Source organism: Deltaproteobacteria bacterium (genome assembly GCA_019308905.1).
Taxonomy (GTDB): Bacteria; Desulfobacterota; BSN033; order WVXP01; family WVXP01; genus JAFDHF01.
The window spans coordinates 1-15,014 of record JAFDHF010000011.1 but is presented as its reverse complement, the minus strand read 5'-3'; the positions used below and the strand labels follow the sequence as shown (position 1 = coordinate 15,014).

At 62.5% G+C, this 15,014-nt stretch carries 12 protein-coding genes; 11 read left to right on the top strand and 1 reads right to left on the bottom strand.

All coding sequences use genetic code 11. The features are described 5' to 3' along the window. The first annotated feature begins 26 nt into the window (after positions 1–26). From JRJ26_05825 to JRJ26_05775, 11 genes are all read left to right on the top strand, one after another. The gene (locus JRJ26_05825; protein ID MBW2056999.1) at positions 27–1,745 is read left to right on the top strand and encodes an aldehyde ferredoxin oxidoreductase; all 1,719 of its coding nucleotides are present in this window, start codon (positions 27–29) and stop codon (positions 1,743–1,745) included. A gap of 90 nt (positions 1,746–1,835) precedes the next feature. Then, positions 1,836–2,603, top strand: coding sequence for an SDR family oxidoreductase (locus JRJ26_05820; GenBank protein MBW2056998.1), 768 nt, complete (start codon positions 1,836–1,838; stop codon positions 2,601–2,603). Positions 2,604–2,640: 37 nt separating this feature from the next. Next, positions 2,641–4,902: a hypothetical protein gene (locus JRJ26_05815; GenBank protein ID MBW2056997.1), complete on the top strand. Its 2,262-nt coding sequence runs from the start codon at positions 2,641–2,643 to the stop codon at positions 4,900–4,902. 66 nt (positions 4,903–4,968) lie between these two features. Further along, on the top strand, positions 4,969–5,907 hold the full coding sequence (locus tag JRJ26_05810) for a glycyl-radical enzyme activating protein (GenBank protein MBW2056996.1): 939 nt from the start codon (positions 4,969–4,971) through the stop codon (positions 5,905–5,907). A gap of 264 nt (positions 5,908–6,171) precedes the next feature. Continuing rightward, entirely contained in the window at positions 6,172–8,280 is a 2,109-nt protein-coding gene (locus JRJ26_05805; protein ID MBW2056995.1) for an adenosylcobalamin-dependent ribonucleoside-diphosphate reductase, read from the top strand. Positions 8,281–8,423: 143 nt separating this feature from the next. Continuing rightward, positions 8,424–9,500: a dipeptidase gene (locus JRJ26_05800; GenBank protein ID MBW2056994.1), complete on the top strand. Its 1,077-nt coding sequence runs from the start codon at positions 8,424–8,426 to the stop codon at positions 9,498–9,500. Between the two features lie 189 nt (positions 9,501–9,689). Further along, positions 9,690–10,142, top strand: a complete 453-nt coding sequence (locus tag JRJ26_05795; GenBank protein MBW2056993.1) for a MaoC family dehydratase N-terminal domain-containing protein — start codon at positions 9,690–9,692, stop codon at positions 10,140–10,142. 250 nt (positions 10,143–10,392) lie between these two features. Continuing rightward, on the top strand, positions 10,393–11,679 hold the full coding sequence (locus JRJ26_05790; protein ID MBW2056992.1) for an iron-containing alcohol dehydrogenase: 1,287 nt from the start codon (positions 10,393–10,395) through the stop codon (positions 11,677–11,679). Next, positions 11,679–12,002, top strand: coding sequence for a Dabb family protein (locus JRJ26_05785; GenBank protein ID MBW2056991.1), 324 nt, complete (start codon positions 11,679–11,681; stop codon positions 12,000–12,002). Before JRJ26_05790 ends, JRJ26_05785 begins: the two co-directional genes overlap by 1 nt. 84 nt (positions 12,003–12,086) lie before the next feature. Next, positions 12,087–13,172 carry an alcohol dehydrogenase catalytic domain-containing protein gene (locus JRJ26_05780; GenBank protein ID MBW2056990.1) on the top strand — a complete coding sequence of 362 codons (1,086 nt, stop codon included), beginning with the start codon at positions 12,087–12,089 and terminating at the stop codon, positions 13,170–13,172. Positions 13,173–13,188: 16 nt separating this feature from the next. Continuing rightward, positions 13,189–14,577, top strand: a complete 1,389-nt coding sequence (locus JRJ26_05775; GenBank protein ID MBW2056989.1) for a hypothetical protein — start codon at positions 13,189–13,191, stop codon at positions 14,575–14,577. A 41-nt stretch (positions 14,578–14,618) separates the two neighbouring features. On the opposite strand, the gene JRJ26_05770 is transcribed toward JRJ26_05775, so the two are convergent. Further along, on the bottom strand, positions 14,619–15,014 hold a 396-nt coding region (locus JRJ26_05770; GenBank protein MBW2056988.1), incomplete at its 5' end, for a hypothetical protein.

Genomic DNA, 15,014 nt, shown 5'->3' with positions numbered 1-15,014 from the left:
AGGAGGGATGGTTGAGGAGGCGACAGATGGGGAAAATCTACCGCATCGATATCGGTCGCAACACGTTCGAGGCCCTGGATCCGCCCCGCGCATACAGGCATCTCGGCGGCAGGGGGCTTTCGGCCGCGATTCTGCGCGATGAGGTCGATCCAAAGGCCGAGCCCCTTTCTGCCGGGAACAAGCTCGTCGTCGCGCCGGGACTTTTGGGTGGGAGCGCCGCCCCGTGCTCCGGCAGACTCTCCTTTGGCGCGAAGAGCCCGCTCACGGGAACCATCAAGGAATCGAACGCCGGCGGTCTCGGGGCCCAAAAACTGGCCAGGCTGGGAGTCAAGGCGCTGGTCTTCGAGGGACAGCCGAACCCGAACCGTGCGGTGATCAGGATCGATGGAGAGGGTGTCGAGATCCTGTCCGGAGAGGGGCTTCATGGACTCCCTAACTACGAGTGTGCGAGGAGGCTGAGGGAGAGGTTCGGCAAGGGATGTGCTACCATAACCGTGGGCCCGGCAGGGGAGAGGGGATTTCTCAATTCCACGATCGCCGTCAGCGACATGGACGGACTTCCCACCCGCCAGGCGGCCCGGGGAGGACTGGGCGCCCTGCTGGCCTCCAAGGGCGTGAAGGCCATCGTCATCGACGACTCCCGGACCAGAGTGGTACAGCCCCTGAATCCAGGGGTCTTCAGGGAGGCGTGCAGGGCTTTTGCCAAGTACCTGATCGAGACCAAGCAGATGCTGAGGACCCATGGAACCGCGGTTGTGGTGAACCCCGTCTGCGGGGTCGGGGGACTTCCTACCCGCAACTTCTCGAGAGGCCGGTTCGAAAAGGCCGCAGAGATCTGTGGAGAGAAGCTCCACGATGTGATCCTGGAGAGGGGAGGAGAGGGGAAGATTGCCCACGTCTGCTGCCCGGGGTGCGTGGTCGCCTGCTCGAATGTCTTCCCGGACAGGAGCGGAAAAAGAATCGTCTCGAGCCTGGAATACGAGACGATCGCCCTGCTCGGAGCGAACCTCGAGATCGCCTCGCTCGACGATATCGCCGGAATGAACCTCCTGTGCAACGACTACGGTATCGACACGATCGAGACAGGGGTGACCCTGGGCCTTGCCATGGAGGCCGGTCTGATTCCCTTCGGGGACGCCCGGGGTGCCAGAAGAATGATCGAGGAGATCGGGAAAGGATCCATCCTGGGCAGGGTCTTGGGAAACGGGGCGGCCACTGCCGGAAGGGTCCTGGGCGTCACGAGGGTTCCGGCCGTCAAGGGACAGGCCATGCCGGCCTACGACCCCCGGGGGTTGAAGGGGACCGGGACCACCTACGCGATGAGTCCCATGGGGGCCGATCACACGGCGGGCAACTGCCTGCCGGGAAGAGGGGGGCTGGACTGCACCAGGCCCGAAGGCCAGGTCGGCCTGTCGGTGGCCGTTCAGACCATCGTCGCGGCCCTGGATACCCTCGGCCTCTGCATCATGGTCGGATCCGATCCCTCGATAGACGGGTATCTCGCCGGGCTGATCGGCGGTTTTACCGATGAGGAGTGGACAGGGGAGGCGGTCATGGACTGGGGGAGGTCGATCCTGCGGATGGAGCATGCCTTCAATCGGGCAGCCGGGTTCACCTCGGCTCACGACAGGCTTCCCGGGTTCTTTCTGACAGAGAAACTCCCCCCTTACGGCCGGGTCTACGACGTCTCCTATGAGGAGATCGACAGGGCGAAAGAGGGGCTCATGGGATGCGGCGAGACGTGATGTGAAGGGGAGGGATCATCCAACCCCGCGGGGCATTCGACTCTGCCGGGGGAGCAGGGTCGAGGGGATGCAGACCGGAGGAGCGAGACCATGAAAGACACGGAACTCTTCCAGCTCGCCCGCAAGACCGCCATCGTGACAGGCGGGGGGAGCGGGATCGGCAGGAGAGTCGCCATCGCCATGGCCGATTATGGGGCGAGCGTCGTGATCGGAGACGTCGACGGGCGGGCGGCCGACCGGGTGGCTCGGGAGATCGAAGCAGAAGGGCACCCGGCCACCGCAATCGAGGTGGACGTCACGAGCCCGCAAGAGGTTCAGAACATGGTCGACCGGGTGATCGGATCCTATGGCCGGATCGACATACTCTTCAACAATGCCGGAATCGCCATCCGGGGGCCTGCAGAGGCGTTTTCCCTGGAGGACTGGAATCGGGTCATCGCGGTCAATCTGACAGGGATGTTTGTTTGCGCCCAGGCCGTGGGAAGGGTTATGATCAGACAGGGGGGAGGAAAGATCATAAACACCGCGTCGGTCTCGGGGAAACTCGGCCATCCGGGCAATATCGCCTATGCGGCGGCAAAGCACGGAGTGATCGGCATGAGCAAGGTCATGGCCGTCGAGTGGGCCGAGCACGGTGTCAACGTGAATTGCATAGGTCCCGGGGTTACCAGAACCGCGTTGACCGCTCGGGTCTTTGCAGACAGAGAGCTCTACGACGAGTTGGTGGGCAAGGTGCCCATGGGGCGGCTCGGCGAGCCCGAGGATCTCGTCGGAACCGTCATCTTTCTCGCATCCGACGCATCGAACTATATCACCGGGCAGACGATCTACGTCGAGGGTGGCCGGATGATCGATTAGCCTCATTCCCCATGCCTCAGCCGGGGGTCTTGGACAGATGGAAAAGCGTGTCGATATGCTGTACAGCGACCTGGAGAGGAGAATCTCCAACAAGAGAGAGATGTGGTCGGCCGGTCATCTCTCCGTGTTCGCCGAGGAGGGGTGGAGGGAGAAACCCCTCATCGTCCGCCGTGCAAAGGCCATAGAGTTGCAGCTCTCCCATATGCCGGTGGAGATCTCGGGAGGAGAACTCGTCGTGGGAAGAATTCCCCTCGGGAATCTCTGGTACGGGACCACTTTCCCGACCTATGCCACCGGGGAGGAGATAAGGGAGGCCGAGAGATACGGCATCGGGGTGCGTTCGGTGTGGGGGCATTATGTGCCGGACTATGCCAGGGTGCTCTACCGGGGCTTGAAGGGCATCCGAAGGACCGCGGCCGACAAGCTGGAATCCCTCGATGACTCCCCGGCCAACGAAAGGAAGCGGGATTTTCTCGAGGCGGTGCTGGTCGCGACCGGGGCCGTCCAAAAGCTCGCCGGGCGCTACAGAGACCTGGCCGAGTCTCTGGCAGACCGCGAGGAAGATGTCCGGAGAAAAGAGGAGTTGAAGGAGATCGCCCGGATTCTGTCACGGGTCCCCGAAGAACCCGCAGAGGGGTTCTGGGAGGCGGTACAGAGCTTCTGGCTGACCTTTGTGGCCCTCCACTCCACGATGAACAACGTCCCGGTGGGCCGCCTCGACTATTTCCTCTGGCCCTTTCTCAGGTCTGACCTGGAAAAGGGAAGGATCACCCTTGACGAGGCGCAGGAACTGGTTGACTGCCTGTGGCTGAAGTTCAATGAACGGAGCATGTTCCGCGAACCTGAAGTCGATCCCGGCAGGTTCATAATGGTCAAGCAGTCATCGCTGATGAAACCGTACACGGCTCTCTACAACTACTGGCTGCAAAACGTGATCGTGGGGGGCCAGGACGCCGAGGGCAACGATTCGACCAATCCCCTCTCCTACATGTGTCTGGAGGCGAGCAGGAAATTCGACCTGACCCAGCCGGTCATATCGGTGCGGTTCCATCCGAGAACGCCTGAGAGGTTGCTGGAACTCGCGTGCCGGGTCATTCAGACCGGTTCCGGCATGCCTTCCATCTACAACGACACCGTCCTTGTCAAGGGTTTTGAGAAGTACGGGTTTCCCAGGGAGAAGGCGCTCGGATACAGCAACGACGGGTGCTGGGAAACACTGATCCCGGGTGAGACCGAGTTCCGCTGGGGGCCCGTCCATGCTCTCCAGTGTCTCGAGTTCGCGCTCAACAACGGGAAGAGCCGCGTCTTCACGGAAACCGATAAGCCCACACTCCATGTCCCTGTGCGGGGCATAGCGACCGGAGACCCCGGGGAGTTCGGGACCTACGAAGACGTGTGGCAGGCCTTTGTGCGGCAGATGGACCATCAGATCGATGCCTACCGGAATCAGACGAGGTCTCTCTTCGGGAAACACTACCAGGTGGCCCCGGTTCCCTTGCTTTCCTGTCTCATCGAGGGATGCCTGGAGAGCGCCCGGGACATAACCGAAGGGGGCGCGCGATACTACATCAACGCGATCATGCTCACAGGCCTGCCCAACACCGCGGATTCCCTGGCGGCAGTGAAGACCCTGGTATTCGAACAGGGGAGGGTCGGCCTGGCCGAGCTCCTGGACGCCCTGGCCTGCAACTTCGAGGGACATGAGAGGCTGAGGCAGCTCCTGATCAACAGGAGCCCCAAATACGGGAACGATCTCGACGAGGTGGACCGGATCGCCGTGGAGATCGCCGGGCATCTGGTGGATCGAGTCGTGTCCGATGCCGACAGGTTTCTCCCGATCATGTTCGTACCGGGGATAGGGACGTTCGAGGACTACGACCTGTTCGGGAGGATGGTGGGGGCGACCCCTGACGGGCGGAAGGCCGGGACTGGCCTGGCTCCCAACGCGAGTCCTGTTCCCGGAATGGACGTGGCCGGACCCACGGCCCTCATCCATTCGTATGAGAAGTTCGACCACCTCTCCCTGGTCGCCGGATCCGAGCTGGACTTGAGCATGGACGCAAAGGACTTCAGGGGAGAAGAGGGTCTGAAGCTTCTCATGGATTTTGTCAGGGCCTTCCTCAGGACCAGGGGAACGATCCTGAACATCGCACTGAACGACGTGGAGACCCTGAAGAGGGCCCAACTCCATCCGGACGAGTACAGGGGCCTGCGGGTCCGTATGGGCGGCTGGTCGGCCTATTTTGTTCTTCTGGACAAGGAGAATCAGGATCACCAGATCGCCAGGTACAGCCGCTAGCAGATCAGAGACCGCAGAACCGGCACTCAGGCGGCGGGAGGCTCTCAGGGGGCGCCCGGTTGAGACGTGGAAAGCATCGATTCTGGTTATGAAGCCGGGGGATTGGTCTTCGATATCGACCGATTCACCATTCACGACGGGCCGGGAATCCGGATGGCCGTCTATCTGAAGGGGTGTCCCCTCCGCTGTCCGTGGTGCCACAGCCCCGAGTCTCAAAGCCGGGAGCCCGAGCTTGCCTATCATCAGGACAGGTGCATCCATTGCCTGACCTGCCTGGGGGCCTGTCCTGAAGGGGCTATAAGCAGCCACGGCCCTTCAGGGAGCATCAGGATCGCAAGGGAGCTCTGTACTGGTTGCGGGCGCTGCGCAGAGGAGTGTTACCCGGGTGCACTGAGGCTGGTGGGCAGACGGGTGACCGTGGGCGAGTTGCTTCGGATCGCCCTGAGAGACAGGATCTTCTACGATGCTTCAGGCGGAGGGATCACCGTGACAGGGGGCGAGGCCGCCATGCAGGCGGAATTCGCCGCCGGTTTTCTAAAGGCCGCCGGGAAACACGGCCTCCATACGGCTGTCGAGACCTCGGGCTTTTCCTCCTGGGGCAGGCTTTTCCGTCTCGCCGAGCCGGCAGACCTGATCCTCTACGATCTCAAGGTGATGGACCCGGATATACATCGGAAGTACATCGGCGCGGACAATCGACTGATCCTCGAAAACCTGGAGAAGCTGAGGGAGTCGCTTCCGGGAAAGGACATCCAGGTAAGGGTCCCCTGCATCCCGGGGATCAGCGACACGGACGAGAACATCCGGGCCACGGCCGTCTTTGCCCGCAGGCTCGACATCCGCCGCCTGGCACTGCTCCCATACAATGAATCGGCTTCGGCCAAATACCGCTGGCTGGGAAGGGAGTATCCCTTCTCTTCGCTCAAGCGGCAGTCGCCTTCCAGGATGGAAGAGCTCAAGTCCCTTGTCCTCTCCTTGGGCCTGGAGGTGGAGATTGCCGGCTGAGTACGGCCTTTGGCCGGATATCCAGCAGCCCCTCTCTCATGGACAACCCTACGACGACATTTTGCCATTCCGAGGAGCCAACCGATCAAGGATTGTCATTCCACAAACCGCGGATTCGGCCTTCGTCTTTGAACAAGGGCCGAGAAAGGGAGAAGACGGTTGTCCCTCACGTATCAACCGGCGTACACAGAGCCGATACCCTAAGGATCCCCTTTAGTGATAAAATATGACAGCACCGGCACGAGAAAGGAAAGGACCGTGAAGATCTCCCAAATCAGGAAACGAGATGGTTCTGTGGTGGAATTCACGCCCGGCAAGATAGAGCAGGCCATCCGCAAGGCCCTGGCCGCGACCGGAGCCGAAGACGGAGGGCTTGCCGCCCGCCTGGCCGGAAGGGTCGTCGAGATGGTGGAGCAGAGGTTTGCGGGGTCGATCCCGGGCGTGGAAGACGTCCAGGACACGGTCGAAGAGGTACTGATGACCCAGGGATACTCGAGTGTGGCCAAAGCCTACGTGCTCTATCGCCAGGAGCGGGCCCAGGTGCGGCGCCTCAAGAAGGCCATGGGCGTCAAGGACGATCTGAAGCTCACGGTCAATGCCGTAAAGGTGCTGGAACGCCGCTACCTCCTGAAAGACGAGGAGGGTCGAGTGATCGAGACGCCCACCGGGCTTTTCCGCCGTGTGGCCCGCACCATCGCCGCGGCTGAAACCAGGTTCGACCCCGGTGCCGATACGGAGGAACTCGAAGAGGCCTTCTTTTCCCTCATGTGCAACCTCGAATTCATGCCCAACACCCCCACCCTCATGAACGCGGGCGCCCCCCTGGGCCAGCTCTCCGCGTGCTTTGTCCTGCCGGTGGAGGACTCGGTCGTCGATATCTTCGAGACCCTGAAGAACATGGCAATAATCCACCAATCCGGGGGCGGCACGGGCTTTTCCTTTACCCGCCTCAGACCCGCGGGGGACATCGTTCGTTCAACCAAGGGTGTCGCCTCCGGGCCGGTATCCTTCATGAAGATCTTTGACGCGGCAACCGGTGTCATGAAACAGGGAGGCAAGCGGCGGGGCGCCAACATGGGCATCCTCAATGCGGATCACCCGGACATCATGGAGTTCGTCCTGGCCAAGGGCGACGGGGTGACCCTCTCGAATTTCAACATCTCGGTTGGGGTGACCGATGAGTTCATGAGGGCCGCCGCCCGTGGCCGGAGGTGGCCGCTCATCAATCCCAGAACAGGGAAGGAATCCGGCTCGGTGAAGGCACGGGAACTCTTCGACCTTATCGTCGACAGTGCCTGGCGGACGGGCGACCCCGGCCTCATCTTCCTGGACGAGATCAACCGCCACAACCCCACGCCGCACCTGGGACGACTGGAGGCCACAAACCCGTGCGGGGAACTGCCGCTGCTCCCATATGAGAGCTGCAACCTCGGGTCCATCAACCTTGCCCAGATGGTTTCGGGCGGGCGGATCGACTGGGAGAAACTGGGACGGGTGGTGGCCCTGGCAGTGCATTTTCTCGACAACGTAATCGAGGCCAACGTCTTTCCCCTGCCTGCGGTGGAGGAGGCGACAAGGCAGGGGAATCGGAAGATAGGGCTCGGGGTGATGGGGTTTGCCGATGCCCTTCTCAAGATGTGGGTTCCCTACGACTCGGAAGAGGGTTTGGAAAGAGCGGGGGAGATGATCCGGTTCATCTCCGACAAGGCCCGTGCCGCCTCGGTGGAGCTCGCGGCCAGGCGGGGTGTCTTCCCCAACTTCCCGGGGAGCATCTACGACCGTCCCGGGGCACCCAGGATGCGCAACGCCACGGTTCTTTCCATCGCCCCCACCGGCACGATCAGCATCATCGCCGGCTGTTCGAGCGGCATCGAACCGCTCTTTGCCCTGGCCTTTGTCCGTAACGTCATGGAGGGGACCAGGCTTCTGGAGATAAACCCGGTATTCGAGGAGGTGGCCCGGAGGCGTGGTTTTTTCTCGGCCGACCTGATGGAGCGGGTGGCACAGCGAGGAACCCTTCAGGGGATCGGTGAAATCCCGGAGGATGTCCGCCGTGTCTTCGTGACGGACTGGGACATAGCGCCCGAGTGGCATGTGAGGATGCAGGCGGTATTCCAGAAATACACCGACAATTCGGTCTCCAAGACGGTCAACCTGCCCGCCCAAGCCACCCCCGAGGATATCCGGAGGGTCTACAACCTTGCCTATGAACTCAAGTGCAAGGGGATCACCGCGTACCGTTACGGGAGCAAGAAGCAGCAGGTCCTGACCCTGGCCGGCCGGGAGCCCGGCCGGGAGGTCGAACCTGCGCCCTACGTGACGGTCGAGTCCGAATATGCCGGAGGTTGCGCGGCCGCGGCCTGCCCCTTCTAGGCGGACGGAAGGCAAAGCCCGGCCTCTGGAGCGGTCAAGGTCCAGAAATCCCCGCGCGCAAATACCGGTGTAGCCGCCGCGACAACTCAGGGGGCCGAGGGGAGAGGGTGTTCCCCTGAGTCGGGAAATTCGAGGGAATGACAATGGATTCCAGCGAGGAACTGCTCGTCTTTGACGGCCACAACGATTCCATCCAGGACCTCTATCTGCCGGAAGAGGGGGAAAGACGGTCTTACTTCGAGCGAAGCACCAGGGGGCACATGGATCTGCCCCGCATGGAGGAAGGGGGATTCGGGGGAGGCTTTTTCTCCGTCTTTGTCCCCTCGCCGTCCTCCAAGGGGAAGTTCCCCGGGGCGGATCCGGACGCGACCGAAACCGCCTACCAGGTGCCCATGGCCTCACGGGTCGACCCTGTTTATGCCCGGGATTTGGCCATAAAGGGGATGGCCTGTCTCTTCCGCCTCGAGGAACGCTCCAGGGGCCGACTCAGGGTCGTGCGCACGGCCGGAGAACTGGTTGCTTCCATGAGGGACAGGGTTATCGCGGCCCTGCTGCATCTCGAAGGGGCGGAGGCGATCGACCCCGGGCTCGATGCGCTCCATGTCTTCTACCAGGCCGGCCTGCGCTCTCTCGGCATCACGTGGAGCCGCGCCAACGACTTCGGAGAAGGGGTCCCCTTCAGGTTCCCCCATTCTCCTGACACCGGACCGGGCCTGACCGACGCGGGAAGAGAGCTGGTCAGGGCGTGCAACAGGCTCGGAATCGTGGTCGACCTCGCCCATCTCAATGAGAGGGGCTTCTGGGACGTGGAGAGGCTCTCCAGTGCGCCCCTCGTGGTGACCCACACCGCCGCCCATGCCCTCTGCCCTTCGACCCGCAACCTGACGGACAAGCAACTCGATGCCATTGGAGAATCGGGCGGGGTGGTGGGCATCAATTTCCATGTGGCTTTCTTGCGCCCTGACGGACGGCTCGATCCGAAAACGCCCCTTGCCGAAATCGCCCGGCACATCGACTATGTGGCCCGGCGGATCGGGATCGACCACGTGGCCCTGGGCTCTGATTTCGACGGGGCGGTCGTCCCCGACGAGCTCGGCGACGTCTCGGGAATGCCGAGGCTCATCGGCGTGCTGCGCAGCTGGGGGTACGACGGCGAGGCCCTTCGCAGGCTGGCCCATGAGAACTGGGTACGGGTGCTCCGCCTGACCTGGGGGGGTTAGGCCGGTGTTTGACACGCGGGGATCGATCGGGCAATATTAGATTCGTTCGACGACCTTCCCGGCGTCGGGAAGAACAGAAGGGGGGCGGATGTGATCGATCTCGCCGCCTGCCGGGCGGAACCGAGCCCGGGGATGGAGGCTTGAGGAGCGGCGGGTGGTCCGGGGCTCTCCTTGCGAGGTGTTGCGGAGATGGGAGGCAAGTTCTTTGAGGATTGGGACGAGGGAGCCGAGTATCTGACGCCGAGCCGGACCATGACCGAGACGGACGTGGTCATGTTCGCAGCCATGAGCGGAGATTACAACGAGCTCCACACCAGCGAGGAGTACATGAAAAATACCCAGTTCGGCAGGCGGCTCGTCCACGGGCTTCTGGGTCTGGCCGTCTCCCACGGCCTGTTGTTTCGGACAGGACTCCTGGAGGGGACGTCCATAGCTTTCCTGGAGATCGAATCGTGGAGATTTCAGGCCCCCATCTTTTTCGGAGACACCATACGGGTGAAGATCAAGGTGGCCGAAAAGAGGGCGAGCCGGAGCAAGCCGGACAGGGGGATCGTGAAGCTCTACCTGGAGGTGATAAACCAGGAGGGGACCGTGGTCCAGTCCGGGTTCAAGACGCTCATGATGAGGCGCCGTCCCTCGTGACGATGGGCCTGGAGGTACTCTGCCCGTGGAGAGGATGATCGGTCTGTTCCGGGCCCACGGATCCGGCCGGTGCGGAAACAGGGCCGTGCGGCGACCTGATTGAGAGAACACGGTCCGGGTGTCGAGGCGATTGCGGGTGGGCTCGGAGAGGGCTGCTGCGAGAAAAGCCGGCTGGGGCCGCGGTTATGGCCGGGCCCTTCCGCTGCGTGGTAATATGTAAGTAGGAAGCGAGAGACGAAAGGAGACAGCTATGGGAAAGGCGGAAGTCGAGAAGGCGAAGGCTTTGCTTCGGGAGTTCAAGGGTGACCGGTACCTTTTCGGGCCGGGTGTGCTGTCTGATGTGGGGCGGGTGGTTTCAAAGGCCGGCAAGCGGGCCGTCCTGGTGAACGACCCTTTTCCGGGGAGCGAGCGTTTCATCAAAACGATCCGGGAATCCCTGTCGCAAGCCGGTGTGGAACTTGCGGCAGAGGTGGCCGGGGCAGGCCCGAACGCTCCCAGGGAGGACGTTTTCCGCATAACAGAGGATCTGAAGCGCCACGACCCCGAGGTGGCTATGAGCTTCGGCGGTGGAAGCACCATCGACGCGACAAAGGCCGCCGAAGTGCTGCGAACCCTCGGGGGAGGGATAGACGGCTATTTCGGTACGGGCCAGGTCACCAAGGCGCTCTCGGAGACGGGCAAGACGTTGAGGCCCCACGTGGCGATCCAGACCGCGGCGAGCAGCGGGGCGCATCTGACGAAGTACTCGAACATCACGGATGTATCGACCGGCCAGAAGAAGTTGATAGTCGATGAGGCCATTGTGCCCGCCTATCCCGTATTCGACTACGAGGTGACCTACGGAGCGCCGATCAGCCTGACCTCCGACGGGGCACTGGACGGGATAGCCCATGCCACTGAGGTCCTCTACGGGGCCGTGGGCAAGCCGTACTACAAGAAGATGGAGGAGGTGGCCGAGGCCTGTATCGGGCTGGTGGTGGAGAATCTGCCCCGGGTGATCGAGAACCCCGGGGACACCGAGGCACGCCAGGCCCTGTGCCTGGCCACGGATCTCGGTGGATATGCGATCATGCTGGGAGGGACGAGCGGGGGGCACCTGACGAGTTTTTCCCTGGTCGACATACTCAGCCACGGGAGGGCCTGCGCCATCATGAACCCTTACTACACGGTATTCTTCGCTCCTGCCATAGAGGAACCACTCCGGCTTGTAGGGAAGATATACAAGAGGGCAGGGATGACCTCGGCCGACATAGAGCACCTCAGCGGCCGGGAGCTGGGCATAGCGGTCGCCGAGGCGATGTTCGAGCTGGCCAGGCGCATCGGTTTTCCGATCCGCCTCAGCGAGGTGGAGGGGTTCACCCAGGCTCACATCGAGCGGGCATTGACGGCCGCCAAGGATCCCCAGTTGAGGATGAAGCTCGAAAACATGCCGGTGCCCTTGACCGCGGACATGGTGGACGAATACATGGGATCGGTTCTCGAGGCGGCCAGGGACGGAGACCTCCAGAAGGTAAAGAACGTGGAGAAAAAAGGGTGATGGACCGCCTTTCGACTCGGCTGCTGAGGCACGTGGTGCTTTTCAAATTCAAAGCCGGGACGACGGAGGAGGAGCTCAGGGCCGTCGAGAACGCCTTCTGCGCGCTGCCCGGGAAGATAGACGCGATCCATGATTTCGAGTGGGGCACGGACGTGAGCGTCGAGGGCAAGGCCCGGGGGTTCACCCACTGTTTTGTGGTGACCTTCAAGAGCGAGGCGGACAGGGATGCCTATCTACCCCACCCGGCCCATGAGGAGTTTCGCTCCATCATGGCCCCACACATCGAAAAGGCCCTCGTGCTCGACTACTGGACGAGGGGTTGACGGGCCCGCCTGAGAGGGGACGGCGGACCCGAGGAGACGCCCGCCCCCGTCCCGGCGGCGGACCGTACCCGGAGAGGATCCCTTGTGGAGACGATGAAAGGCCTGGTCTCCTTGCCCACGGGCGAGATGAGCCTGGAAGAGGTTCCAGTGCCGGGGATCGGCGAGAACCTCTATGCACCCCATGACGTCCTGGTCGAGGTCCGCTACTGCGGCATCTGTGGGAGCGACGTCCACCGCTGGAAGGCCGACAAGACAGGGGTCAAGATGCCCCCGAGAAAGGTCGTGGCAGGCCACGAGATCGTGGGGGTCGTCGTGGAGACCGGCAAGGAGGTCAGGGACTTCAGGCCCGGGGACCGCGTTGTCTGCGAGATCGTGACCTTTTTCTGCGGCCGCTGCCCCGCCTGCATGGAGGGGAGGTACAACATATGCAACCGGATCCCTCCCATGGAGGGGAGGGCGCACTTCGTGACCGGCGGAGGGTTTGCCCGGTATACGGTCTGGCCGGAAAGGCAGCTCCACAGGCTGCCCGACAGCGTCTCGGACGAGGAGGCGGTGCTCATGGAGCCGACGGCCGGGTCGGTCCACAGTGTGGTGACCCGCATGGGCGTCAAAGCGGGTGAGTCCGTGGCCGTCCTCGGCCCGGGAGCGCGGGGGATACTCCTCATGCAGGTCTGCCGGGCGGTGGGGGCCGGTCCTGTGATCGTGACGGGAATCGAGAGGGATGCGCCCTTCCGGCTGGCCATGGCCAAGAAACTCGGGGCCGATTACACGATCAACGTCGAAAGGGAGGACCTTGCGGGCTCGGTCGCCCGGCTAACCGGTGGTATCGGCGTGGACGTGGTACTGGAGAATTCGGGCTCCGTGGAGCCCATAGACCAGTCTCTCGAGATCGTGAGAAAGGGCGGGAGAGTGCTCTGGGCCGGTGCGGGAATCCGCGGGGGCGTCGTGGCCCCTGTGGACACCTACAAGGTGATCGTAAAGGAGATCGATATCAAGGGGGAGATCTCGCAGATCCCCTATGACTGGGACACCGCCATCTATCTGGTTGAGACCGGGCGGATTCAACTGAAACCCCTTGTGACCCACTTCTATTCCCTGGACGACTGGGAGGAGGCCTTCGGTCTTGCCGCCACTAGCCATGAATGTCTGAGGGTGGCCATAAAACCGTGAATAGGAGTTCTCCCTGATGAGGGACATACTCGCCATCGACGTGGGGACCACGGCCTTCAAGCTGGGCGTTTTCGGGCCGGATCTGGACAAGAAATGCGAGACCTCGCGGCTCTACGAGGTGAATCTCTACAACCAGGGCAAGGCGGACATCGAGCCGGAGAAGTGGTGGCGCGCCCTTCAGGAATGTTGCAGGGAACTCGGGAGTGCTCTCTCCTCTGTCGGCGTGGTCTCGCTCTCCGTGACGACACCTGGGCTCGTACCCATGGCCGAGGACGGGAAGGCTCTCGGCCCCGCCATCCTCTTTTTCGACGGCCGTTCCCACAGGCAGGCCCGGGAGATCCGGCAAATGGTGGGGGAGGAGAAGTTTCTCGAGGAGACCTGCAACCTCCCCGTGTCCGGCGGATCTTCCCTTTGCTCGATCCTCTGGATCCGGGACAACCAGCCCCGCGTATGGCGGGATACGGCCATGTTCGGCCATTGCAATACTTACATGGTCAAGCGCTTCACGGGCCAATGGGCCATAGATCCGTCCACCACCTCGATCACGGGGCTCTACAACACCGCCCGCCATGACCTGACCTGGAACAGGGACGTGCTTGACCTTTCAGGGATACCCGAGGAAAAGCTTCCTCCCCTGATGCAGTCCTACGGCCGTGCAGGAGGGATATTGCCCGATGTGGCCCGGGAGCTCGGCCTGCCCGAGTCCTGCGACGTCCTTTGCGGGGGCAACGACGCGGCCCTCGGAGCCCTCTCGGGGGGGGATGACGGAACCCGGAGAGATCAACAACATCTGCGGGACCTGCGAGATAACCAGTGTTTGCATAGACAGGCCGGTCAGGTCGAGGAATTTCAATGTCCGCTGCCACGTGATTCCCAACCGGTGGGTCACCTTCTTCGTACTAAACACGGGAGGCAAGGCCCTGGAGTGGTTCCATTCGGTCTTCTGCCGCGACATGAGCCGGGACCGGTTCTTCGAGGACTATGTGCCCTCTGTCCTGGCAGGTTTTTTCGGCAGCCCGGACCTGGATCGCCTGGAGGCCGAACTGCCGGAGTACGTGCCCTTCCTGCAGGGGTCCCGCTACAGCGTGGAACGGCTCACCGCGGGCTTTTCGGGTCTCACCCTCGAGACGACCCGGGAGAGGATGCTGCTTTCCCTGATCAGGGGGAATGCCCTCTACCACGGCGATCACCTGAAAGAGGTGGCCCGCCTGGTGAAACTCGGCAGGGAGGTGGTGACGACCGGAGGTGCGGCGAGGATCAAGGGCCTTGTGGAAGCCAAGAAGAGGTGGACCGGAGACTTCGAGTACCTGCTTCAGGATCAATCCTCGCTTCTGGGGGCTGCCATGCTGGGCCGTTTCTACCAGACTGGAGAGTACGGCTGAATGCCTTCCCCCTTCGATGCTGAGCGGGTCTGAAGGACCGTACTGCTGCCCGGGAGGGACCGGTTCAAGGCGGGACGGTTCCAGCGGCGGGGTCGCTCTTTGCCGGATCATGAATCTCCATGGGCAGGAGATTCCCCTCCGGGTCGAATTCCATCGGGGTCGGGCCTCGGAGTATCTCCAGGTCTGATCGCCGTGAAAGCTCCTCCCCGTATGCCTCGGAGACCTCCACCTCGTCGAGTTCCAGGGTGTTTCTTATCCGTATGATCCTGCTCTGCTCCGGTGGAGTGAGGCCTACTGACCCGAGCGCCACTTCTATCGCCTCTCTGTCCGTTTCGAAGTGCATGGGGACGGCGGCCTTTTCCGGGCTGATCCCCGTGATGCAGTTCATGTAGGTCGCCTGGAGGTCGATCTTGTCCACCAGCCTCCGCGTGGTCAGGTCGGCCAGGCCGATCCCCGTGGC